Raw genomic sequence first — 21,604 nt, forward strand, 5'->3', positions numbered from 1 at the left:
GGGCGACAGGTCATCACCAAGGCACGCCGGCCAGTCTCAAACTGGGTCAGACCCTGGCTTGTCGGGCGGTGCCTCTTCAGTCTCACAGTCCTCAAACGATCCGTGGTCCTATGGGTCAAGGACTCGCTGAACCGATGACCGTGGTGGAGTTCATCGAGTCCCAAAGGACCGAGTTTGGTGTCCCCCACAAGATCAGCTTCCGGGCGCTGGGTGTTTCGTCCTCGTGGTTCTACAAATGGAAGAACCGCAGGCCAACGGCTCGGCAAGAGCGGCGCACCCACCTGGACGAGGAGATCAAACGACACTTCGCCGCCTCCGGCGGCACCTACGGGTCCCCACGCATCACCCAGGACCTCAGAGCCGAGGGCTGGAAACTGTCGGAGAACACCGTGGCCAAGCGGATGGCCGAGCTCGGCCTGGCCGGGCGGAGACCGAAGAAGCCGCGCTCGCTGACCCGGCAGGGCAAGCGGCCGGCCGCGCCGGATCTGGTGCGCCGGAAGTTCACCGCGGCCGCTGCGGACGTGCTGTGGGTCGGCGACGTCACGATGATCGTCACCGATGAGGGGCCACTGTACTTGGCCTCCGTCGAGGACTTGTTCTCTCGTCGGCTGCTCGGTTATGCCATGTCCGAGCACCATGACGCGGCGCTGACGGTCGCGTCGTTGCAGATGGCCGTGGTCACGCGCGGCGGCGACGTGGACGGGGTGATCTTCCATTCGGATCGCGGCTCGGAATATACCGCCGCCCGCTATCAGAGGGCGGATCGTGAGCTGATGTCCCTTTGATCGCTTGCGCTGCAGGAGGAGAGCTGGTCACGGACTCGTGGCCGGGCTACGGACGCGGCTGAGCGAACAATCCCGGCTCGATTTCCACGAGAACGCCCAGGCTGACCAGGCGTTTAAGTTTGGCGCGGGTGTTCTCGATGTTCTTCCGCTCCAGGGGCAGGTCCAGGGCCAGGCAGAGGTCACGTGCCCGTGTGGGCTGGCCGGTGCCGATCATGAGGGTGAGGATCTGCTGGTAGGCGGGATGGTCGGGGACCATGGGAGTCGGTGGCGGCGGCGGTGCCGGATCGGGCGCGGTGGCCAGGACGAGCAGGGTCTTGCGGGTGATCCGGAGGTGATCGAGGTCCTGGTCGAGTTCCCGCAGGCGGCCGGTCAGCTCCTCGATCTGGGCGTGGGCCTGTTCGATCTGGCTGGTGAGGGTCTTCTCGTGGGCGTCGATCCGGTCCAGCAGCCAGGTGCCGGGGTCGGGGTCGAGGGCGTTCACGTGAGGCGCCAGGTGGGGGTGGAGGTGCTGGTCAGCCGGCGGGTCATCACGTCGGTCATCGCCCAGTACACCCGCGATTCGGAACTGGCCGGATCGTGTTCGTAGTCGCGGACCAGGCGGCGGTGCAGGTCCAAGATCCCGTAGGTCTGCTCGACGACCCACCGTTTGGGCTGTGGGACGAACCCCTGGTCGGCGGGGTTGCGTTGGACGACCTCGACGTCGATCCCCAGGTCGGCGCCGTGGGCGACGAGGGTGTTCTTGAATCCTTGATCGACCAGTGCTTTGGTCACCGTGCCGCCGGTGTTGGCGACGACACGGTCCAGCAGCGCGTTGCCGATGGCGTTGTCGTGGATCGAGGCCGCGGCGACCACCACCGCGATGACCAGGCCCAGCACGTCCACGGCCAGGCCCCGCTTGCGGCCGGGTACCTTCTTGGCCGCGTCCTTGCCGGTCGTGGTGGCGGGGACTCCTGCCGCGGCGTGCTTGCTCTGGGTGTCGAGCACGACCAGGCTCGGGTCGGCTAATCGTCTCTTTTTCTCCCGGATTTGGAAGCGCAGCAGGTCGTGGATGGCCTTGTCGGTGCCATCGGCGCGCCAGAGGTTGTAGTAGTACATGACCGCGCTACGCGGGGGCAGGTCGTGGGGCAGCAGGCTCCACTGGCAGCCGGTCCGGCTCTGGTACAGCAGCGCGTTAACGATCTCCCGCATTTCATATTTTCCCTGGTGGCCGCTGACGGAGGGGTGGGAGGCCTTCCACGCGGTGATCACCGGTTCGATCAGGGTCCACCGCTCATCGGATAAGTCGCTGGCGTACGGCTTGCGCTCACTCACCCGGCCATCCCAGCATATCCACGCTCACCAGCCAGGCATAACGCTACAGATTCACTCGATCACACTGTGGCATCAGGGGTATCGGCTCGCGATCCGCCCTCTCAGGCCGAATGCCGCAAGCATGGGGTGGTGCAGTCGATGGGCCGGGTCGGGTGCGCGCTCGACAACGGAGCCGCCGAATCGCTCAACAGCACCCTGAAGGTCGAGTTCGTGCACCGCCACCACTTCCGCACTCGCGCGGAGGCCCGGCTGAAGATTGCGACCTGGATCGCGGACTTCTACAACGTCAAGCGCAGGCACGGTGCCAACGACGGGCTGCCGCCTGTCACATTCGAGCGTCAGATGATCGAGAAGAGGCAAGCATCAACGGCCCTGCTGAGGGCCGCTGTGGCATAGGACCGTCTCCACGCTTTGACAGGGCTTGGTCATGGTCCCCGATCTGTTCAGCGGTATAGGTGTAGCTGAACGGCCTTGTCCGGCGGGGTCACCGTAGGTGCATGGACTTACAAGCTGTCGAAGCGCTGAATGAGGATCTCACGGAGTTCACCCGTGACATCTTCAAGTACCTCGGCTACCAGGGCCAACGCAGATACGGCCAGCAGTATCTGCGCGGGCTGATGCTCGACGGAAAACGGAAATCGGTGGAGCCGATGGCCGGCCGGTTGGGCCTGCCCCGGCAGAACCTCGGCCACTTCATGGCTCAGTCCACCTGGAACTACACCGATGTGATGCGTCGGATCGCCGCGCGAGCAGTCGCGGTGATCGATCCAGCGGCGTGGCTGATCGACGACCACCCCTTCGTCCGCTACGGCCACGGCACCGCGGGAGCGATCGTGCAGCACTGCGGCGAACGGGGGCAGCACCTGTGCCAGGTCGCCGTCTCGATACACGCCGTGTCCGACCTCGGCTCCACCCCTCTGCATTGGCGGTTATTCATCCCGCAGGCATGGGCCGACGATCCTGAACGCCGGACCACGAGCGGCATCCCGCCCGCACTCGTGCATCGCACCAAACAACAGATCGCACTGGAGTTAGTGGACGAGGCCGCCGGATGGGGACTGAGGCCGTCCCTGATCATCGCTGACAGCGATTACGGCACCAACGTCGCCTTCCGCAACGGACTCACCCAGCGCGATATCCGCTGGCTGGTGGCGGTCAACGGCGACACGACCGTCCTGCCGGCCACCGGAGCGCCGATCAGCCCCTGGGCCAAGCGCCGGCCCGCCATCGGAGTCAGCCAACTAGCCCGCGCCAACCAGTACCGGGCGCGCCAGTTCGTCTACCGCCGCAAGACGACGAATCACCCGGCTCGTACGGGGTGGTTCGTCGCCATCCCGGTGCACATCGCCGGGATCATCGAACGAGGCTATATCGCGAACACCGAGCACCGTCTGCTGCCCAAGCACTTGTTACTGGTCCACTGGCGACACCAGCACGACACGGAGATCTTTCGCGCCTGGATCACCGACCTGCCCGCCGACACTCCGCTATCGACGCTGGTCAAGCATGCGACCAGCCGCTGGTCCATCGAGACCGACTACCGCGAAATGGAACAGGCCCTCGGCCTGGGCGACTACGAAGGCCGTGGTTACGCCGGATTCCACCACCATGTCACCCTCGTCTCGGCAGCCCACCTGTTCTGCCTGGAACAGCGCCTCAACCCAAAAGGAACGCACACGGCCTGAACCTCTACCAGGTCGTGTCCCATCTCCAGACCACGCTGATCGCCATGCTGTGGCGATGCCCAGCCTGCCACCGTGACTCGCATGACCTCATCGACCTTGGTCGAGGACCATGACCAAGCTCTATTTGAAGGGGATTGACAACACCCACATCGAGCCGTTGTTCGGGCAGGAGGTGATCGCCTGGGCGCTGATCCAGACGCATTGGACGGACTTGCTGCGTACCGCGATCTCCATCCGGGAGAGCCGGTTGTCATCGGTGACGCTGCTGCGCCGCCTGGGCAACCACTCGCGAAAGAACCGGCTGTATCGGGCCTTTCGCGAGCTGGGGCGGGCGATCCGCACGATCACGCTGCTGCGCTATCTGTCGCAGCCCGAGCTTCGCGAGCAGATCACCGCGATCACCAACCGCACCGAAGCCTTCCACGGCTTCGCCGACTGGCTGATGTTCGGCGGCAAGCTGATCGGCCACAACGACCCCGACTACCAGGAGAAGGTGATCAAATTTAACGAGCTGATCGCGAATTGTGTGATCTACTCGACCGCCTGCGACATCACCGACGCTGCCAACCAGCTCGCCGCCGAGGGCGAGAGTGTGGACGTTGACGACCTGGCCACTGTCTCCCCTTACATCACCCACACCGTCCGCTGGTTCGGCAACTGGATCATCAACCTGACCCCGCCGGAGCAGGCTCCGGTGACCCGTCTGGACCTGGAGTCGCGCGTGTTGTTCCCCGCCGGCCCGGCCTGAGCGTGCGTCGCGATCGAGCGGTGAACCGGCAGTTGCCCGGATATGTCCCCGCCGGGATTCCGGCGGCACTACGGTGAGCGCCATGAGCGCCGCCACGCCCCGTTCGGAGCAGTCCGCCTCCGTGCAGCAGCTGGCTGCCGCCCTGATGGCCTTGGGCATATACAAGGGGAAGGGCAGCCAGGCTGAACACGAGGCCGAACAGGCCCGGCTCGGCCACCGGCGCTACCAGGTGCGGCTGGCCAACGCTGCTCGGAGCGGCTCAGGTCGAGGCGATGCTCGCCGAGACGCTCGCCGACGGCGCGGTGGACCTGGCCGAGGCGCACGATCAGCAGCTGGTCAGCGTGGGCGTCACTGACACCCGGTCAAGCTGACCGGCTTCCTGCAGTGGCAGACGCTGCGGGTGCTCGGGCCACTACGGCTGATCGCCCAGGACCCGAGCACCGGTCCCATTCCGGTGGCCGCCGCGCAAGCTGCCGAGGGCTCGATCGGTTGCCCGGCGTTGTCGCGGCAGGTCAGGTGCCCAGCGTGAAGCAGGCCGCGGGGCACGTCGCGGCGATAGAAGCCGCCCGCGAGTGCTTTGTCCATGCGATCGGCAACATCGACATCCTGCTCGACATGCTCGTCTGCACACCGTCCTCGGGGAGGAGTGACTGCTAGAGCCGCATCGGCGTCATCGCAGTTGATCACCAAGTATCGGCGGGTCAACCGTACGAGAAGGGGACCTGGGAAGAGCCATACAGATCAGCTCGGGGGCTCGTGTGGGTAGTGGAGGTCGAAGGCGGGGCGTTCGGATCGGATGCGCGGGAGGGCGGTGAAGTTGTGCCGCGGTGGCGGGCACGAGGTGGCCCACTCCAGTGAGTTGCCGAATCCCCAGGGGTCATCCGGCAGTGGGCGGCGCGCGCCGCGTGCTGTGCGCCAGACGTTGTAGAGGAAGGGCAGTGTGGACGCCCCGAGCAGGAATGCGCCCGCTGATGATACGGCGTTGAGCGTGGTGAAGCCGTCGGCGGGGCTGTAGTCGGCGTAACGCCGGGGCATGCCGAGTGCGCCGAGCCAGTGCTGGATCAGGAAGGTGGTGTGGAAGCCGACGAACAGCGTCCAGAAGTGAAGCTTTCCCCAGGTCTCGTTGAGTAGCCTGCCCGTCATTTTCGGCCACCAGAAGTAGAAGCCGGCGAACATCGCGAACACCACGGTTCCGAACACGACGTAGTGGAAGTGCGCGACCACGAAGTAGCTGTCGGTGACGTGGAAGTCCAGCGGCGGGGAGGCCATAATCACGCCGGTTAGTCCGCCGAACAGGAAGGTGATCAAAAAGCCGAGCGCGAACAGCATCGGGGTTTCGAAGCTGAGATGTCCTCGCCACATGGTGCCGGTCCAGTTGAAGAATTTCACCCCGGTGGGCACTGCGATGAGGAAGCTCATGAACGAGAAGAACGGCAGCAGCACCTGGCCCGTGCCGAACATGTGGTGCGCCCACACGGTCATCGATAGTCCGGCGATCGCGATCGTGGCCGACACCAGCCCGATGTAGCCGAATACGGGCTTGCGGCTGAAGACCGGGAGGACCTCGGTGATGATGCCGAAGAACGGCAGCGCGATGATGTAGACCTCGGGGTGGCCGAAGAACCAGAACAGGTGCTGCCAGAGCATCGCGCCGCCGTTGCTCGCGTCGTAGATGTGCGTGCCCAGTTTCCGGTCGGCTTCCAGGGCCAGCAGTGCGGCGGCGAGTACGGGGAAGGCCATCAGCACCATCATCGAGGTCAGCAGCACGTTCCAGGTGAAGATCGGCATCCGGAACATGGTCATGCCCGGCGCCCGCATGCCCACGATCGTGGTGATGAAGTTGACGGATCCCAGGATCGTGCCGAGACCGGCCAGGCTCAAGCCCATGATCCACAGGTCGCCGCCGATTCCCGGCGAGCTGATCGCGCTGGACAGGGGTGTGTAGGCGAACCAGCCGAAGGCTGCCGCGCCTCCTGGGGTAATGAACCCGCTGATGGCGATCAGTCCGCCGAACAGGAACAGCCAGTAGCTGACCGCGTTGAGGCGGGGGAAGGCCACGTCGGGTGCGCCGATCTGCAGCGGCATGATGACGTTGGTGAATCCGGCAAACAGCGGGGTGGCGAACAGCAGCAGCATGATGGTGCCGTGCATGGTGAAGAGCTGGTTGTACTGCTCGGTGGTGACGAACTGCAGTCCCGGCCGGGTCAGCTCGGCCCGGATCACCATGGCCATGGCCCCGCCGATCAGGAAGAAGCCGAATGAGGTGATCAGGTAGAGATAGCCGATGACCTTGTGGTCCGTCGATGATAGCCAGGACACCAGGAGCCGACCCTTCGCGGTGCGAGTCAGGGCGGCAGAGGTGACGTGCTCGGTGACGGCCATGCGGATCACCTTTCGAGTCGGCGGGTGACGCGTACCCGCCACTGGTCCGGCCCGTAGGCCAGGAAGGTGAAGCCGTAGTCGTCTTGGCTGGTCGCCAGGGCGTCGCAGAGTTTGCCCGGGTCGGTGCGGGAATACAGGTCGAGGTGTTCCCCGCGGGGCAGCCTGTGCAGCCGGTCGCCGATGGCATCGAGCAGCCGCTCGGCGGGCAGCGCGTCCAGGTCGATCGTGGGGCCTTCGGTGAGCGGATACCAGCGGTGCGGGCAGGCGCCGAGGGCGGCGGTGGAGATCGTCGGCCTGCCAGGCGCGGTCAGGGTGGCCTGCTCGGTGGCGAGGTGGTTGTGTAGCTGGGTGAGCAGGTCGCGGACGGTGGTGGCGATCTGGGCGGGGGAGCGGGTGCCGCGCTCGCGGGCCGCGGCGGCGATGGTGTCCACGCAGGCGCGCAGCCGTGCGTGGTCGCGGGCCAGCCGGGACAGTTCGGGGGTGGCTTCGTGGGCGGGGAAGAGTAGCCGTTCTTCGTCGGTGAACTGCCTGATGAGCTCCGCGCGTAGATAGCGGGCCAGCGCCGTCAGCTCCTGGCTGGGCCATCGGTCTTGCGAGGCGAGCTGCAGGACGACCCGGGCTCGGTCGGTGATCTGGGTCAGGAGGTGAGCGTGTTCCATGGTCAACGTGGTCTGAGTATTCATGGTCGCTTCCTTTGACCGGATCTGGGCGAGGCCGATGCCGTAACTTGGTGGTTCAGCTTGCGTGCGCCGGCCATACATGCGTTCGTCTGGAATGACCTACTCTTTGCGGCCCGGTGGAGCCAGTCCACCTGGGTCTTTCCCGACGCGTGCATGGTGCACCACTCCCTGAGTGGCGATCACGGCCCTTGCCGCTCGTCTTCCCCTGATGCCTGGTGCGTCATTCCTGTCCATGCCGTTCCTTTACGTACCGCCAAAGGCGTGCGTCGCGCCGGCGACGACGCGTGGCCGAGCCTTAGATCAGTTCTCCGCCAAGATCGCCGCGGTGGCGTGGTAGGGCGGACTCCGTCCGGGCCGCCGCATGGGGGGACAGCGTGTCCGGCTGCGAGTCGCTGTCCCATACCGGGGGGAGAATCGCGGTGTTCATGCGCCGCAGTTCGTCGCGGTGTAGCTCGCCCAGGCGCGCCATGACGCGCTCGCCTTCGGGCGTCAGCATCACCCGCACCGCCCGGCCGTCGCTGGGATGCGCGCCCCGGTGTACGAGGCCCTGTTTGTGCGCTCGGCTGATGAGTTCGACCACGCTGTGGTGGCGCAACAGCAGCCGGTCGGCGAGTTCCCGTACGCTCGCCCAGTCGCGGCCGGGGAACCCTTTCAGAGCCAGCAGTAGCTGGTATTGCTGCGGGGTCAGGCCGGCAGCGCGCACCGCCTCCTCGCTGAAGCGCAGATAGGTGCGGATCCCGAAACGGAACCGGGCCAGCGCCTCGAAGTCCTGCTTGGTCAGGGGCTCGGGTTGCGTTGCTTCGTCCTCCACGACCGTGCCGCCCCTCTCTCGAATCTCTCACAATCATATCGCGATGCGATATAAGTGCACCTTCCCACACGTGCGGGGTGCCTGCGGCAACGGGGTCTGGACTTCCATTTATATCGTGCTACGATATAAATGTCCAGGTAGATGGAGGATGAGATCGCACCTGGCGACAGCGCCCTGGAGGTGTGTCGTGCTCGACGACTACGAACGCGAAGCACTGCGTGAGATCCAGCGCAGGTTGCTGGTCGAGGATCCTGAGTTCGCCCAGTCCTTCGACACCGACGCGCGATGCCTGCGCCGGGCGGCGGCGCCTGACCTGTCCAGGCGGGCGTACACGGTCATGCTCGTCTTCAGTTCGGTGTTCGGGGTGATTCTGCTGCTGGCCGGATCGCCGTTCATCGCTTTGCTGTTCGCCGCGTTGACCATGTGGGTCTGCTACGCACGCGCTCACCGCCGGGAGAGTAGCCGTGGACGGCCGTGATGCCGACGGCGCCCGGCAGGAGATAGAGAAGGCCCTCGTCGATAAAGCCGGCTGAGGGCAGAGCATCGGAGGATGCAATGATCGACATCATCGTCATCTCCGCGCTGATCGCGCTCCTTACGCTGGGGGCGATCGTGCTCGGCGCGAGTGTCCGGGTCATCAAACAGTTCGAACGAGGCGTCGTCTTGCGGTTCGGGCAGGTCCGCGCCGAAATCCGCGGTCCCGGGCTGACGCTGATCGCGCCGATCGCCGACCGGCTGCACAAGGTCAACATGCAGATCATCACCATGCCGGTGCCCCCTCAGGACGGCATCACCCGCGACAACGTGACCGTCCGGGTGGACGCCGTCATCTACTTCCGGGTCATCGATCCGGTGCGGGTGATCGTCGATGTTCAGGACTACGAGTCCGCCATCCAGCAGGTCGCGCTGGCCTCGCTGCGTTCGATCATCGGAAAGAGCGAGCTGGACGATCTCCTGTCCAACCGGGAGCATCTCAATCAGGGCCTCGAGCTGATGATCGACAGCCCGGCCGTGGGCTGGGGCGTGCACATCGACCGTGTCGAGATCAAGGACGTGGCCCTTCCCGAGACGATGAAGCGATCCATGTCACGCCAGGCTGAAGCCGAACGGGAACGGCGCTCACGGGTCATCACCGCCGAGGGCGAACTCCAAGCCTCGGAGAAGCTGGCCCAGGCCGCCGAGACGATGACCGAGCACCCCGCGGCGCTGCAGTTGCGGCTGCTTCAGACCGTCGTCGAAGTCGCCGCCGAGAAGAACTCCACCCTTGTCCTGCCCTTCCCCGTCGAGTTGCTCCGCTTCCTGGAACGCGCGACGCCGCCCGAGGCCGCCCCGGCGCCGGCCACTACTGGCACGTCCACCCCGCCGTCCATCGCCGCGCGAGCGGAGGAGCTGTCCATACCGGTCGAGCGGCCTCTGCAAGACAGCCAACATCTTGACCCTGTCACGTCCAGCGGAGTGCTGGCTGAACGGTAGGTCTCAGTGCTTCCTGGGAGGTGGACGAAGGCCTCCATCGTCATGGAAACCACCTGAACTCGGCTTGACGTCCACCGGCGTAGCGTCGGTGTCATAAGAGGTCTGGCGGCCCTGGTGGAGTCCTAAACGAAAGCGGATGTAGATCACCGCACGAAAGGAAAGGGAGCCATGCCATGGCCGATCCACTAGCCGAACTTACTGCCCGCGGGGTGTCGATCTGGCTGGACGACCTGAGCCGGGAACGGCTGGTTTCAGGCAGTTTGGCGGATCTGGTCGCGCGGGACCACGTGGTGGGGGTCACCACCAATCCCACCATCTTCGCCAAAGCCATATCGCGCGGTGATGCCTACAACGCACAGATGAGCGACCTGGCGGCGCGTGGCGTCGATGCCGCGGAGGCCCTGCGGGCGCTGACCACGTTCGACGTCCGCGCCGCCTGCGATGTTCTGCGGCCGGTCTATGACGCCACCGATGGGGTGGACGGCCGGGTGTCGATCGAGGTCGACCCCCAACTCGCCCACAACACCGAGGCGACGATCGCCGAGGCACGCGCACTGTGGTGGCTGGTCGACCGGCCCAACCTGTTCATCAAGATCCCGGCCGCTCGTCAGGGGTTGCCGGCGATCGCCGCGTGCCTGGCCGACGGAATCAGCGTCAACGTCACGCTGATCTTCTCCCTGTCCCGGTACGAAGCGGTGATGAACGCCTTCCTCGACGGGATGGAACGCGCCCTGCGGGCCGGACGGGATTTGTCAGCGCTCGCCTCGGTGGCCTCATTCTTTGTCTCCCGCCTCGACACCGAGGTCGACGCGCGATTGGACAAGATCGGGACCGTCGAGGCGGCCGGGCTGCGCGGCCAGGCCGCCCTGGCCAACGCGCGGCTCGCCTATCAACGCTACGAGCAGGTGCTCGCCTCGCCACGCTGGACGGCGTTGGACGCTGCGGGCGCGCGCCCGCCGCGTCCGCTGTGGGCCTCGACCTCGACCAAGGACCCCGCCTTCCCCGACACGCGCTACGTGGTCGATCTGGTCGCGCCCGGTGTGGTCAACACCATGCCCGAGGCCACCTTGCGCGCGGTCGCCGACCACGGCCAGGTGCCGCCCGACTCGGTACACGGGCACTACCAGCACGCCCAGCAGGTACTCGAGCGGCTGCGACGGCTGGGCATCGACTACGACGACGTCGTGCAAAGGCTCGAAGACGAGGGAGTGGCCGCGTTCGAGGCGAGCTGGGACCGGCTGCGCGAGCAACTGACCATCACCCTACGAGCAACCGACAGAGGTGCTGGACATGGCCGTTGACATGACGTACCTGATCGCCGGAGCAGGTCTGGCGGGGGCCAAGGCCGCCCAGACCCTGCGCGAGGAGGGCTTCCAGGGGCGGATCGTGCTGGTCGGTGAGGAGAGCGAACGCCCCTACGAGCGGCCGCCGCTGTCGAAGGGCTACCTGCTGGGCCACACCGAGCGGGAGGAGATCTACGTCCACCCGCAGCCGTGGTACGGCGAGCACGACGTCGATCTGCTCCTCGGCACGGCGGTCACCGGCATCGACCCCGCCGAGCACGAGGTGAGGCTGTCCGACGGCAGCCGGATCGGCTACGCCAAGCTGCTGCTGGCCACCGGCTCCTCCCCACGGCAGCTACCGATTCCGGGCGCCGACCTGGATGGTGTGCTCTACCTGCGCCGGGTCGAAGACAGCGACCGGCTCAAGACGGTCTTCCCAACCGCGTCCCGGGTCGCGATCATTGGCGCCGGCTGGATCGGGCTGGAGACCGCGGCCGCCGCCCGCGCCGCCGGAGCCGAGGTGACCGTCCTGGAGAGCGCGGAGTTGCCGCTGCTGCGGGTGCTCGGCCGCGAGGTCGCCGAGGTCTTCGCCGACCTGCACCGCGAGCGCGGGGTCGACCTGCGCTGCGGCGTGCGGGTCGCCGAGATCGTCGGCCGCGGCGGCCAGGCCGTGGGCGTACGGCTGGCCGACGGCACCCGGATCGACGCCGACGCGATCATCGTCGGAATCGGCATCATCCCCAACAGCGGGCTCGCGCTCTCCGCGGGGCTAAAGGTGGACAACGGCGTCCAAGTTACCGCGCGACTACGCACCTCCGACCTGGACATCTACGCCGCCGGCGACGTCGCCAACGCCTTCCACCATCTGCTGGGTAAGCACATCCGCGTCGAGCACTGGGCCAACGCGCTGCACCAACCGCAGGTCGCGGCCAAGGCCATGCTCGGCCAGGACGTCCGCTACGACCGGCTGCCGTATTTCTTCACCGATCAGTACGACCTCGGAATGGAGTATTCCGGCTACGTCGAACCTGATGGATATGACGAGGTGATCTTCCGCGGTGACGTCAAGGCACGCCAGTTCGTCGCGTTCTGGCTACGCGGCGGGCGGGTGCTGGCCGGTATGAACGTCAACATCTGGGACGTCAACGACGCCATCCAGGATCTCGTGCGCGCGGGCGGACGGGTGGACACCAGCGCGCTGGGCGATCCCAGGACACCTCTGGGCTCGCTGGTCGGCGCTTCGCCCTGAACCAACGGCGGGTCAAGACGTTGAACCATCCAGGAACTCGCACGAACGCGAGGAGGCAGAACAATGACAGCCAAGAGCAAGATTCAGGTGCGTCGGGTCTATGAAGAACCGGCGGCAGACGACGGCACCCGGGTGCTGGTCGATCGGATCTGGCCGCGAGGGCTGACCAAAGCCAAGGCCGGCCTCGACGAATGGTGCAAACAGGTCGCCCCCTCAACAGAGCTGCGCACCTGGTATCACCACGACCCCGAACTCTTCGCCGAGTTCGGACGCCGCTATCGCAGCGAGCTCCAAGCCCCCGAACGGACGGACGCGGTGACGCACCTGCGCAAGCTCGCGCAAGACGGCATGCTGACGCTCCTCACCGCGACCAAACAGCCTGAGATCAGCGAGGCAGCAGTGCTCGCCGAACTGCTCCAGCGCTGACCACGGCAATCGGCAAGGCAGTTCGTGATGGAACAGGCCGTTATGCGCGGGCGCACGCTCCGGACCTCCGCAATCGTGCTGACGGCCGACAGCAGGCTGAGGAGTCATCGTGGCAGGAGTAGCGCCCGGGTGGCGACAAACTCTTGAGGAAAGCCGGGAGGCGCAGCATGGGGCACAACGTCGCGCAGAAACTGATCGCCACCCACCTGGTGTCCGGCGAGATGACCGCGGGGCAAGAGATAGCCCTGCGGATCGACCAAACCCTCACCCAGGACGCGACCGGCACTTTGGTGATGCTCGAACTGGAAGCGCTCGGCCTGGATCGAGCACGCACCGAGGTGTCGGTGCAGTACGTCGACCACAATCTGCTGCAGACTGACAGCAAGAACGCAGAGGACCATACCTTCCTGCGTTCGGCCTGCCATCGATTCGGACTGTGGTACTCCAAGCCGGGCAACGGTGTCTCCCACCCGACCCACATGCAGCGCTTCGGCATCCCCGGCAAGACGCTGGCCGGCTCCGACAGCCACACGCCGGCGGCGGGTTCGCTGGGGATGCTGGCGATCGGCCTGCCGCTCGGCGTAGGCGGTGATGCCACGCATGTCGGAGCCGGCGCCGGGCTCGGTCAACGCGAACCCGGCAAGCTTTCGACCGGCGGCCAGATCGGGCAAGAAACGGGCCTTCTGATCGTCGGATCCGAACAGGTGAATCGGTTTCATCCCGATCGACTGGTGCACCCCCATGACCACCGACAGGCTCCCGTCGTAGCCGCCGAACTCCTCCATCACCCGGCAGTAGCCGGTCTGCGACAGGCCCTGCCCGCCGTACTCGGGCGCCACATACAGGCCGAGCAGACCGCGTTCACCGAGCCCGCGCACAATGTCGTCGCCCACCCACCGTTCCTGCTCGACCTTGATCGGGTCGTAGCACGCGTCCAGAAAGTCCCGGGCGTCGCCGATCAGGCCGTCGACGCGGCGCTGCTCGTCACGGGCCAGCCGCGGATACGGCATCACCATCGCGGCCGGCAGCCGGCCCGTGAACAGCGACTTGGCGAACGACGACACCGGCGGTGCGCCCGTGCCCGCTGCGTCGGCGCCGGTCCGGTCTCGTGCTGCGGGTTGCGCGGCGGCGGTTGGTTGGGGCGCTGCCGGTGCGGTGGGACTGGTGGCTACTCGCGCAGGTTGCGGGGCGTCCGACACGCCCTGCCGAGGTCGGGTCGTGTCGCCGCCATGGGTGGCTTGGGTACGGACGATGGCCACTGTGCCGGGCGCGTGGTGCAGCACGCGCTGGCTGGTGGAGCCGAGCAGCAGGCCGGTGAAGCCGCCGCGGCCACGGGATCCTACGACGGTCAGGGCGGCACCCGCGGATTCGGCGACCAGGACATCGGCGGACTCTCCCTGGACGACCTTCTGCTGTACCGGAACATCGGGGTACTTCTCGCGGTATCCGGCAACGGCTTCGGTGAGCAGCCGGGCAGGCCCTGGGTACAAGTAATCCACGTGGTAGCTCCCGATCCGCCACTGGTAGGCGTGAACGGCGACGACGCCCAGGCGGTGCAGCGCCGCGTGCGCGAAGGCGAAGTCGACGGCGAGATTCGACTGGCCCGAGCCGTCCACGCCAACCACCACCTGACCGGTAGCCGGGCCGGTTTCATCGGGGGCACCGGATGGGCTGTCGCGCACGACGACGACGGGGCAGGCGGCGTGCGCAGCGGTCTGGACGCCGACGGACCCGACGAGCAGCCCGGTGAACCCACCCAGGCCGCGGTGACCGACCACCACCAGGGCAGCGTCGTGGGAGGCGTCGATCAACGCCGCAGCGGGGGCGCACACCGGAAGATCGGTGCTGATGTCCAGGGCGGGGGCGGCCTGGCGGGCTCGGTCGGTGGCGGCGCGAAGGAGTTGTTCGGCTGCCTGCTGGAGCCCGGCATAGGGCGGCCCCATCACCGGCGGTTCCAGCGGTACGCCCATCAGTGGCCACAGGAACGCGTGCACGATCCGCAGCCGGCACTGCCGGGCGGCCGCTTCCCGGGCTGCCCAGTCCACCGCGGACAGGCTCTGCGGAGAGCCATCGACTCCCACAACGATCACAGCGGCTGGGTTGATGGTCATGCTCTCGGTCCCCTTCCGGGTGTGAGCGGCGGCGGCTGCCGCAGCTGGGTGATCTGGTGGTCGGCCCGATCAGTCGATGCTCAGGTATGAGCGTTGCGGGTCCGGCGGTGGATGGTGATCTCGGCGCCTGCACCTTGGTGAGCGGTTACGTTCGGCCCTATCTGGCCGCGCAGCAGGTGCAGGCAGGCCTCGCCTGGGTTCTCCTGCTCCTCTCTGGGCTGCAGAAAACGCGATCACAGTCTGCGACAGGCGGTGCTCGCGGCCACCGTGGATGGTTTGCCTGCTGCGGTCGTGTGACGATCGTCGCGCGTGTGGCGGTCGGCCATCGGCGAGCGCTGTCAAGGCCACTCGAAACATGCCTCAGCTCGGCGGCTGCAGGTGGTGCCAGCTCTGCCCACTGGTCGAGTCGGCGCCGCCCGGGCCGTGGTGATCGTGCCGGCCGACTGCTCGACGGTGCTCGCTGCGGGAGGTACGTGAGCTCCTCCGAAACACCGGTAAGGTCCAGGGCCCGGCGCACGCGCCGCTGCGGATTGATTACCGTGTAGCCGCGTCCACGCCGGATGGCGATGTTACGGCCGGCCACCAGGACGCTGATTCCCGCACAATCGAGGAATGTCACCCTGGCCAGGTCGACGATGTCGATGTGGCCTGGTGCATGCAGTGTGTCCTCGATGGCGGCTCGCAGCGCACCGGCGGTGAGCAGATCGATCTCGCCCGCAGGGATCAGCGTGACGACCCCGTCGCCGGCCGAGTGTCGGGTCGATGAGAAACGCATCAGTGGTCTCCGTTCAGTGCAGTTGTGGCCGAGTTCGGGCCGGTGCATCCCGGCCAGGTGCCGGCCGGTCAGCCGGTCCGCTTGCGCTGGCATGGCACGCAGAACCGGGCGTGCGGCAGGACTTCCAGCCGTTGCAACGGGATGTCGGTGGCGCAGCTTTCGCAGGTCCCGTAGGTGCCCTCAGCCATGCGCCGCAACGCCTGCGCGGTGTCGGCCACCACCTGGCGGGAGGAGGTGATCAGAGCTTCGAGGATGTCGTCGTCGAAGCCGCCGCGGTCGGGCTGCCGGCCGCACACGGTAAGGTGTGCGAGCTGGTCGCTGTGCCGCTGGAACTGCTCCTCCAGCGTGGTGCGCAGGTCCTCGACCGGATCATGCACAGTCGGATCGTGCACAGTGCTGGTCACGTAACTGGCCCCTTTCTCAAGGTTTGCGGTGGCAGGCGCGGCAGATGTCCGCGCCGCGGGTCTTAGTGATGCGTTGGCGGCGGCTGCGAGCCAATGAACTGGGCAGCCGCGGCGGGATCCCGGCAGGCCGTCATGGCCTGCCTCCTCGCTCGATCCGGCATCACCTTCTACTGCCAACCTATGTCGTCATGAGGCGAAAGGCAGGGGGTGCCACCGGCCAACATGCCGGCGGCGTGGTTGCCGACCGTCGGCAACCATCGCGTCACCGCGCTCACCCGGCCGGCGAGGACCGCACACCGTACGGTCAACATGATGAAGGCACCGGTGACCAGCGATCGTCCCAGCAGGTCGGCCTGGCAGCTGCGTGCCCCGGTAGACGGTACGTCAACGCCGACCGCCGGTCGCGACCTGCCCCTTCTCTGGTCACGTCGACAGCGGCGACGCTGGTCACAGCACGAGTGAGGCTTCCAATGATGGGCCGTGGCGGGTTTCTCGGATGCGCCCGTCGTGGTGGTTGAGTCTCGCGGTAGCGGGCAGGTGCCAGGCGCACAGGTACGGCCAGGTCTAAACTGCCGACGTCCGGCAAGGACGGGCTGGCGAAGCAGGCGCCCCGTCACCGTCATCGGGAACCGTCGACCAGCAGGGCCGACCAAGCCAGCCGGTGGAATTCCAGCCGCTGCCGCCGGGCACCGCACACGGTGCATCGAAGGCGTCCGTGGTTCGGGAGGCGAGGCGGGTACGGAGGTGGGCATGGCCGACAGCACCCGGGGGCGCAGCGAGCGCTCACCGTCGGAATCTGATGCGGATGACGCGTGGCTCGTCAGTGTTGCCGAGGGGGCCAGTCGGGATGCTGGAGGCGTGCCGGTGGAGTTGCTCGGTGAGTACCTGCCGCTGCTGGCCGACGCCGCCGTGGACGGACGCCGGCCCAAGCGCGGCGAGCTAGAGGCGGTGGGTCTGCTCGGCCGGCGGGCCGCGGAACAGGGCATTTCCGCCGGGCGGGTGGTTCAGCTGTACTTGTCGGCGGCGCGGCGGCTGTGGCAGGACCTGCCGATGGCGGTGCGCTCCCGCGACCGTGAGGAGGTGCGCGCCGCCGCCACCGCGGTGCTGCTCGTTGTCGACCTCGCGGTCGCGAGGCTCGCCGAAGGCTACGCGGACGCGCGCCGCGACCTGGTCCGCCGGGAGGAGACGCTGCGCCGCGAACTGATCGACGACCTCCTGCGCGGCGACTCCGACCTGGGCGCCTTGGTGGAACGCGCCGAGCCTTTCGGGCTCGACCTCGCCCGCGTCCACCAGGTCGCCCTCGCGGCGCCAAGCCGGCGGCTGCCCGATGCCGACGCGGCGATCAGCGCCCTGGAGGCAGTCGTGTTCGACCGGCTCGGTGACCGGGACGTGCTCGTCGCTACCAAGGACGGTCTCCTCGTCGTGCTGGCACCCGCCGACCCCGCCCTGGCCGGCAGGGTAGCGCCCACCGACGATCCTGGAGACGATCTCGGGCGGCTCATGCACCGCGAACTCAGCCGCCGACCGCGCGGGCGCCCTTGGCGGGTGGCTGTCGGCCGTGCCTATCCGGGCCTGTACGGCATCGCCCGCTCCTACGAAGAAGCCCGCGAAGCGCTCACCATGGCCGGCCGGTTGCATGTCGACACTCCGGTCGTCAACGCCCACGACCTGCTCATTTACCGGGTTCTGCTACGCGACCAACCCGCCATCGTCGACCTGGTACACGCCGTGCTCAGCCCCCTGGTGCAGGCCCGCGGTGGCGCCCAGCCGCTACTGACCACCCTGGAGGCCTACTTCGACACCGGAGAGGTGGCCACCGAATCGGCCAAGCGACTGCACGTGTCGGTGCGTACCGTCACTTACCGACTGAACCGGGTCAAGACACTGACCGGCTACAACCCCGCCGACCCTGCTCACCGCTTCACCCTGCAAGCGGCGGTGCTCGGCGCCAAAGTCCTCAACTGGCCGGAACAACCCTTGCCCACGTCGGCCTAGCCTGAACGCAGACGCGGTGCCCTCCTGCGATGACCGGGACATGGCCTGGGCGTGGTGGCCACGGTGAGCGGGCCCGCTTCAGCCCGCACGGACGCCCCCAGCGCCGGTGCGGGGGCGTTTCGGCCGGCCTGCCGGTGGCCGCCCCACCGCCATCGGATCAGGGCAGCTTGGCAACGGTCAGCAAGAGCGCGGAGTCCTCCAACGCCTCGAGGCTGTGGCGGGCGTCGGGCACGATGAGCAGATCTCCGGTGCGTGCCTCCCACGACTGCGTACCTGCGATCATGCGGACACGGCCGTGGAGCACCTGCACCGTGGCCTCGCCGGGGTTCTCGTGCTCGGCGAGGCTCGCGCCTTGGCTCATGCCGATGACCGTCTGACGGAGCACCTTCTCATGGCCGCCGTAGACGGTGCCGGCGGCATGACCGCCACCGGCCGCGATTGCCCGGTCGACTTGTTGGCGGGCCAGGGCTGTGAGCGAGATTTTCTGCATGCCGTCCTTGCCTCCGGGTTCGACTGCTGCCACAGGCGTGGGACCGCCTCTGGAGTTTTGGGAGTCGCCGCCCTGCAACGTGAATCGTCTCTCACACCGGTGCGGCGCCCCTGGGCCGCGGCGTCTTCAGTTACCGGCCGGCTTATCGCCGAGGACCGCCGTTTCCGGGTCCAGAACGAAAGTGCCGCAACCGTCCTTGAACAGGGCATCAGGTTGCGGCCAGGCCGAGCGTGGTGCGAGCCTCGCGGATCATCTGGTGGGTGAACCCCCATTCGTTGTCGTACCAGGCCATCACCTTGACCAGGGTGGCGTCCACGACCCGGGTCAGGTCAAGGTCGATGACGGCCGCACGGGGGTCGCCGACGATGTCGGCGGAGACCAGCGGATCCTCCGAGACCCCGAGGATGCCGTAGTAGCGGCCGGATGCGGCCTCCTGCCGGTAGGCGTTGTTGACCTCCTCGACGGTGGTGGGCCGGCTGGCGACGAACACGATGTCGGCGATCGAGCCCACCGGGATAGGGGCGCGCACCGCGATCCCGTCGAACCTGCCGGCCAGTTCGGGGACGGCGCGGGTGGTGGCTCGTGCCGCTCCGGTCGAGGTGGGTACCAGGTTGGCCGCTCCGGCCCGGCCGCGCCGGAAACTCTTGCTGGGGCCGTCAACGAGCTGCTGGCCGGCGGTGTAGGCGTGGATGGTCGTCATCACCGCCCGTTGGACCCCGATGTGCCGGTGGGCGACCTCGATGACGGGGGTGATGCAGTTGGTGGTGCAGCTGGCGCAGGAAATGATCTGCGGTTCTCCGTCGGGGTGGTTCACGCCGTGCACCACCGTGGGCACGCTCTCCGCGGTTGTCGGAGCGGACAGGATCACGTACGAGGCGCCTGCTTGAAGGTGTTTTTTCAGGTCGTCCTCGGTCTTGAAGACGCCGGTGCATTCCAGCACCAGGTCGACGCCGAAGTCGGCCCACGGCAGGTACGCCGGGTGATGTTCGGCGAACGCCGGGATCCGCCGGTCGTCGATGAGCAGCGCTCCGTCCACGGCGTCGACCTTTCGGTGGTAGCGCCCGTAGACGGTGTCGTATCTGAGCAGGTAGGCCAGGTTGCCGACGTCGGCGATGTCGTTGACCACGACGAGGTCGAGCCCGTCGCCGTCCAGCAGGATCTTCAACGCTGCCCGGCCGATGCGGCCCAGTCCGTTGATGGCCACGCGTGGCATCTCACACCACCTTCATCTTGAGTCTCGTCAGCATGCAGGAGCTGCGGCGAACCGGCGACACCCGCAACCGATGCCCTACCCGGTGCGCAGTGAATCGGTCTCAGGCGTGACTCGGGCGCCGGGCGACCAGCGGGGTATCCACCCCTACTCGGCCGAGCTTGGCTGCCCCGCCCGGGGAGCCCAACGCCGCGACCGCACCAGGCAGCGGTTCGGTGAAGAATCTGGCGTTGTCGGCGGTGAACTCCGACCAGGCCGCCGGCACGTCTTCCTCGTAGAAGATCGCCTCCACCGGGCAGACCGGCTCGCACGCACCGCAGTCCACGCACTCATCGGGGTGGATGTACAGCGCTCGCGCACCCTCGTAGATGCAGTCGACCGGGCACTCCTCGACGCAAGCCCGGTCGAGGACATCGATGCACGGCTCCGCGATCACATAGGTCATATAGGTCTCCTCCTGCCAGACATCGCGCTAGCGAACCATTTTTAGACTATCAGCATCATTTTTAATATGGTGGAGGGGTGGACAACAATCAAGCGATCGAACGAACCCAGACGCACGGGGCACTCGCCGTCGCCAGCCGGCTGCGGCTGCTGGACGTGTTGCGGGCCAGCGAGGGTCCGTTGGATGTGCGGGAGCTGGCCGCGGCATGCGGCCTGCACGTCACCACCGCCCGCTTCCACCTCGACGTCCTGATCGATGCGGGGCTGGTGCGAAGCCAGGCCGGCCATTCCGGTGCGCGAGGACGACCGCGACGGCTCTACAGCCCGGCCAACCACGCCGTCGCACCCGGCGGGCACACCGGCTACGAGCTGCTGTCCGCGCTCCTTGCCGCGCACTGGGCCGGCGACCGCGACGAACGCGCGCAACGGGCCGAACAGGCCGGCTGGGCCTGGAGCGGACAACGCGAACTCCTTCCCGCGCCGACAGCCGCAACGGCGACGCTGAGCGAGGCGGCGGTCCATGTGAACGCCGTGTTCGCCGAGCTCGGCTTCGACCCCGAACTCGCCCATGACGGGGACAGCACGCTGATTCGCCTGCATGCCTGCCCGTTTCGCGCCATCGCCGCGACGCATCCGGAGGTGGTCTGCTCGATCCACCTGGGCATGCTGCGCCGGGCCCTGGCCGACGTCGATGCCCCGCCCACGACGGTCAGTCTGCAGCCCTTCGTCCGGCCTCACCTGTGCCTAGCACAGATCGCCCCTGCGGCCGGGCCGGTCCACGGCCAGCAGGCCCCACCGCCCCCCGACGTCGGGAGTCAGCCGTGAACACCCATCTTGCCGCCGTGGCGCAGATCGCCGTCCCGTTCCTCTGGCTTGGCATGGTGCTGGCGATCTCGTTCCTGGAGACCCCACTGAAGTTCCGCGCGCCCGGCATCACCGTGCCGCTCGGGCTTGGCATCGGCCGGTTGGTCTTCCGGGCCCTCAACGTCGCGGAACTCGCCCTGGCCGTCACCCTCACCCTTACGCTGCTCGCCGGCAACGCCGGCAAGGTCACCCTCGGTGGCATCGTGACGACGGTGCTGATCGCCATCTGGACGCTGCTGGTCATCCAGGTGGCCGTTCTGCGGCCCGGTCTGGATCGCCGGGCGCGACATCTCATCCAGGGGCAGAGCCCACCGCGATCGCACCACCACCTGGCCTACATCGCCGCTGAATGCGCCAAGGTCGTGCTCCTGCCCGCCCTCGGCATCCTCCTCGCTGATCGGCTCCTGCCATGATCGCCTGCCAGGAGACGCCGACAGGTAACCGACCGGGCCGGTCCGCCGTCCGCACCCGCCGCAGG

At 67.3% G+C, this 21,604-nt stretch carries 24 protein-coding genes and 2 pseudogenes; 15 read left to right on the forward strand and 11 right to left on the reverse strand.

What is annotated here, in order from left to right; all coding sequences use genetic code 11:
* The coding region (locus AB0J16_RS35560) for an IS3 family transposase (protein ID WP_358547801.1) at nt 1-785 on the forward strand (785 nt) is incomplete at its 5' end.
* A 46-nt stretch (nt 786-831) separates the two neighbouring features.
* Here the strand turns inward: AB0J16_RS35560 and AB0J16_RS35565 are convergent.
* Nucleotides 832-1,266: a hypothetical protein gene (locus AB0J16_RS35565; RefSeq protein ID WP_358547803.1), complete on the reverse strand. Its 435-nt coding sequence runs from the start codon at nt 1,264-1,266 to the stop codon at nt 832-834.
* Nucleotides 1,263-2,096, reverse strand: a complete 834-nt coding sequence (locus AB0J16_RS35570; RefSeq protein ID WP_358547805.1) for an IS5 family transposase — start codon at nt 2,094-2,096, stop codon at nt 1,263-1,265. Before AB0J16_RS35570 ends, AB0J16_RS35565 begins: the two co-directional genes overlap by 4 nt.
* A 129-nt stretch (nt 2,097-2,225) precedes the next feature.
* Here AB0J16_RS35570 and AB0J16_RS35575 point away from each other — a divergent pair, with 129 nt between their 5' ends.
* The 5 genes from AB0J16_RS35575 to AB0J16_RS35595 all read left to right on the forward strand — a co-directional run bounded on the left by AB0J16_RS35575 (nt 2,226) and on the right by AB0J16_RS35595 (nt 5,186).
* A complete protein-coding gene (locus AB0J16_RS35575) occupies nt 2,226-2,492 on the forward strand; it encodes an integrase core domain-containing protein (RefSeq protein WP_358547807.1) in 267 nt (88 codons plus the stop codon).
* A gap of 101 nt (nt 2,493-2,593) precedes the next feature.
* Complete coding sequence (locus AB0J16_RS35580; protein ID WP_358547810.1) at nt 2,594-3,781, forward strand: IS701 family transposase; 1,188 nt, start codon at nt 2,594-2,596, stop codon at nt 3,779-3,781.
* 109 nt (nt 3,782-3,890) lie between these two features.
* Nucleotides 3,891-4,529, forward strand: coding sequence for a Tn3 family transposase (locus AB0J16_RS35585; protein ID WP_358547812.1), 639 nt, complete (start codon nt 3,891-3,893; stop codon nt 4,527-4,529).
* A gap of 400 nt (nt 4,530-4,929) precedes the next feature.
* Nucleotides 4,930-5,058 carry a DUF6245 family protein gene (locus AB0J16_RS35590; RefSeq protein ID WP_358547814.1) on the forward strand — a complete coding sequence of 43 codons (129 nt, stop codon included), beginning with the start codon at nt 4,930-4,932 and terminating at the stop codon, nt 5,056-5,058.
* A complete protein-coding gene (locus tag AB0J16_RS35595; protein WP_358547816.1) occupies nt 5,055-5,186 on the forward strand; it encodes a hypothetical protein in 132 nt (43 codons plus the stop codon). The genes AB0J16_RS35590 and AB0J16_RS35595 overlap by 4 nt, the downstream gene beginning before the upstream one ends.
* A gap of 84 nt (nt 5,187-5,270) precedes the next feature.
* Here the strand turns inward: AB0J16_RS35595 and ctaD are convergent, their stop codons facing one another.
* The 3 genes from ctaD to AB0J16_RS35610 all read right to left on the reverse strand — a co-directional run bounded on the left by ctaD (nt 5,271) and on the right by AB0J16_RS35610 (nt 8,402).
* Nucleotides 5,271-6,911 carry a cytochrome c oxidase subunit I gene (ctaD, locus tag AB0J16_RS35600; protein WP_358547818.1) on the reverse strand — a complete coding sequence of 547 codons (1,641 nt, stop codon included), beginning with the start codon at nt 6,909-6,911 and terminating at the stop codon, nt 5,271-5,273.
* A gap of 5 nt (nt 6,912-6,916) precedes the next feature.
* On the reverse strand, nt 6,917-7,594 hold the full coding sequence (locus tag AB0J16_RS35605; RefSeq protein ID WP_358547821.1) for a hemerythrin domain-containing protein: 678 nt from the start codon (nt 7,592-7,594) through the stop codon (nt 6,917-6,919).
* Nucleotides 7,595-7,886: 292 nt separating this feature from the next.
* The gene (locus AB0J16_RS35610; protein ID WP_358547824.1) at nt 7,887-8,402 is read right to left on the reverse strand and encodes a MarR family winged helix-turn-helix transcriptional regulator; all 516 of its coding nucleotides are present in this window, start codon (nt 8,400-8,402) and stop codon (nt 7,887-7,889) included.
* Between the two features lie 187 nt (nt 8,403-8,589).
* Between AB0J16_RS35610 and AB0J16_RS35615 the strand changes: the two genes are divergently transcribed.
* The 6 genes and pseudogenes from AB0J16_RS35615 to AB0J16_RS35640 all read left to right on the forward strand — a co-directional run.
* Nucleotides 8,590-8,880: a DUF3040 domain-containing protein gene (locus tag AB0J16_RS35615; RefSeq protein ID WP_358547826.1), complete on the forward strand. Its 291-nt coding sequence runs from the start codon at nt 8,590-8,592 to the stop codon at nt 8,878-8,880.
* Between the two features lie 77 nt (nt 8,881-8,957).
* Nucleotides 8,958-9,875: a slipin family protein gene (locus AB0J16_RS35620; protein WP_358547829.1), complete on the forward strand. Its 918-nt coding sequence runs from the start codon at nt 8,958-8,960 to the stop codon at nt 9,873-9,875.
* Nucleotides 9,876-10,048: 173 nt separating this feature from the next.
* Nucleotides 10,049-11,176 (forward strand): transaldolase, encoded by a 1,128-nt coding sequence (gene tal / locus AB0J16_RS35625; protein WP_358547831.1) that lies wholly within the window; start codon nt 10,049-10,051, stop codon nt 11,174-11,176.
* Nucleotides 11,166-12,407: an FAD-dependent oxidoreductase gene (locus AB0J16_RS35630; protein ID WP_358547833.1), complete on the forward strand. Its 1,242-nt coding sequence runs from the start codon at nt 11,166-11,168 to the stop codon at nt 12,405-12,407. Before tal ends, AB0J16_RS35630 begins: the two co-directional genes overlap by 11 nt.
* A gap of 63 nt (nt 12,408-12,470) precedes the next feature.
* Nucleotides 12,471-12,833, forward strand: a complete 363-nt coding sequence (locus AB0J16_RS35635) for a DUF488 family protein (RefSeq protein WP_358547836.1) — start codon at nt 12,471-12,473, stop codon at nt 12,831-12,833.
* A 167-nt stretch (nt 12,834-13,000) separates the two neighbouring features.
* Nucleotides 13,001-13,423: pseudogene (locus AB0J16_RS35640) on the forward strand (aconitase family protein); the annotation flags it as partial.
* Nucleotides 13,424-13,495: 72 nt separating this feature from the next.
* Here AB0J16_RS35640 and AB0J16_RS35645 read toward each other — a convergent pair.
* The 3 genes and pseudogenes from AB0J16_RS35645 to AB0J16_RS35655 form a co-directional block, all read right to left on the reverse strand.
* Nucleotides 13,496-14,944 (reverse strand): annotated as a pseudogene (locus AB0J16_RS35645) (universal stress protein); the annotation flags it as partial.
* Between the two features lie 157 nt (nt 14,945-15,101).
* Nucleotides 15,102-15,812: an STAS domain-containing protein gene (locus tag AB0J16_RS35650; protein ID WP_358547838.1), complete on the reverse strand. Its 711-nt coding sequence runs from the start codon at nt 15,810-15,812 to the stop codon at nt 15,102-15,104.
* Entirely contained in the window at nt 15,788-16,123 is a 336-nt protein-coding gene (locus tag AB0J16_RS35655; protein WP_358547840.1) for a TraR/DksA C4-type zinc finger protein, read from the reverse strand. The genes AB0J16_RS35650 and AB0J16_RS35655 overlap by 25 nt, the downstream gene beginning before the upstream one ends.
* Nucleotides 16,124-16,981: 858 nt before the next feature.
* Here AB0J16_RS35655 and AB0J16_RS35660 point away from each other — a divergent pair.
* Complete coding sequence (locus tag AB0J16_RS35660) at nt 16,982-18,118, forward strand: helix-turn-helix domain-containing protein (RefSeq protein WP_358547843.1); 1,137 nt, start codon at nt 16,982-16,984, stop codon at nt 18,116-18,118.
* 157 nt (nt 18,119-18,275) lie between these two features.
* On the opposite strand, the gene AB0J16_RS35665 is transcribed toward AB0J16_RS35660, so the two are convergent.
* The 3 genes from AB0J16_RS35665 to fdxA all read right to left on the reverse strand — a co-directional run bounded on the left by AB0J16_RS35665 (nt 18,276) and on the right by fdxA (nt 20,263).
* Nucleotides 18,276-18,608 (reverse strand): cupin domain-containing protein, encoded by a 333-nt coding sequence (locus AB0J16_RS35665; protein ID WP_358547846.1) that lies wholly within the window; start codon nt 18,606-18,608, stop codon nt 18,276-18,278.
* Nucleotides 18,609-18,816: 208 nt separating this feature from the next.
* Nucleotides 18,817-19,821, reverse strand: coding sequence for a type I glyceraldehyde-3-phosphate dehydrogenase (gene gap, locus AB0J16_RS35670; protein ID WP_358547849.1), 1,005 nt, complete (start codon nt 19,819-19,821; stop codon nt 18,817-18,819).
* A 100-nt stretch (nt 19,822-19,921) separates the two neighbouring features.
* Nucleotides 19,922-20,263 (reverse strand): ferredoxin, encoded by a 342-nt coding sequence (gene fdxA, locus AB0J16_RS35675; RefSeq protein ID WP_358547852.1) that lies wholly within the window; start codon nt 20,261-20,263, stop codon nt 19,922-19,924.
* Nucleotides 20,264-20,340: 77 nt separating this feature from the next.
* Between fdxA and AB0J16_RS35680 the strand changes: the two genes are divergently transcribed.
* Entirely contained in the window at nt 20,341-21,087 is a 747-nt protein-coding gene (locus AB0J16_RS35680) for a helix-turn-helix domain-containing protein (RefSeq protein WP_358547856.1), read from the forward strand.
* Complete coding sequence (locus AB0J16_RS35685) at nt 21,084-21,539, forward strand: hypothetical protein (protein WP_358547859.1); 456 nt, start codon at nt 21,084-21,086, stop codon at nt 21,537-21,539. The genes AB0J16_RS35680 and AB0J16_RS35685 overlap by 4 nt, the downstream gene beginning before the upstream one ends.
* The last annotated feature ends 65 nt before the right edge of the window (nt 21,540-21,604 follow it).

This window comes from Nonomuraea sp. NPDC049750, assembly GCF_040659625.1.
GTDB lineage: Bacteria > Actinomycetota > Actinomycetes > Streptosporangiales > Streptosporangiaceae > Nonomuraea.

Coding starts and splice junctions, on each gene's coding strand:
- AB0J16_RS35580 (WP_358547810.1), top strand. CDS start 2,594: ATGGACTTACAAGCTGTCGAAGCGCTGAATGAGGATCTCACGGAGTTC.
- AB0J16_RS35585 (WP_358547812.1), top strand. CDS start 3,891: ATGACCAAGCTCTATTTGAAGGGGATTGACAACACCCACATCGAGCCG.
- ctaD (WP_358547818.1), bottom strand. CDS start 6,911: ATGGCCGTCACCGAGCACGTCACCTCTGCCGCCCTGACTCGCACCGCG.
- AB0J16_RS35605 (WP_358547821.1), bottom strand. CDS start 7,594: ATGAATACTCAGACCACGTTGACCATGGAACACGCTCACCTCCTGACC.
- AB0J16_RS35620 (WP_358547829.1), top strand. CDS start 8,958: ATGATCGACATCATCGTCATCTCCGCGCTGATCGCGCTCCTTACGCTG.
- tal (WP_358547831.1), top strand. CDS start 10,049: ATGGCCGATCCACTAGCCGAACTTACTGCCCGCGGGGTGTCGATCTGG.
- AB0J16_RS35630 (WP_358547833.1), top strand. CDS start 11,166: ATGGCCGTTGACATGACGTACCTGATCGCCGGAGCAGGTCTGGCGGGG.
- AB0J16_RS35635 (WP_358547836.1), top strand. CDS start 12,471: ATGACAGCCAAGAGCAAGATTCAGGTGCGTCGGGTCTATGAAGAACCG.
- AB0J16_RS35650 (WP_358547838.1), bottom strand. CDS start 15,812: ATGCCAGCGCAAGCGGACCGGCTGACCGGCCGGCACCTGGCCGGGATG.
- AB0J16_RS35665 (WP_358547846.1), bottom strand. CDS start 18,608: ATGCAGAAAATCTCGCTCACAGCCCTGGCCCGCCAACAAGTCGACCGG.
- gap (WP_358547849.1), bottom strand. CDS start 19,821: ATGCCACGCGTGGCCATCAACGGACTGGGCCGCATCGGCCGGGCAGCG.
- fdxA (WP_358547852.1), bottom strand. CDS start 20,263: ATGACCTATGTGATCGCGGAGCCGTGCATCGATGTCCTCGACCGGGCT.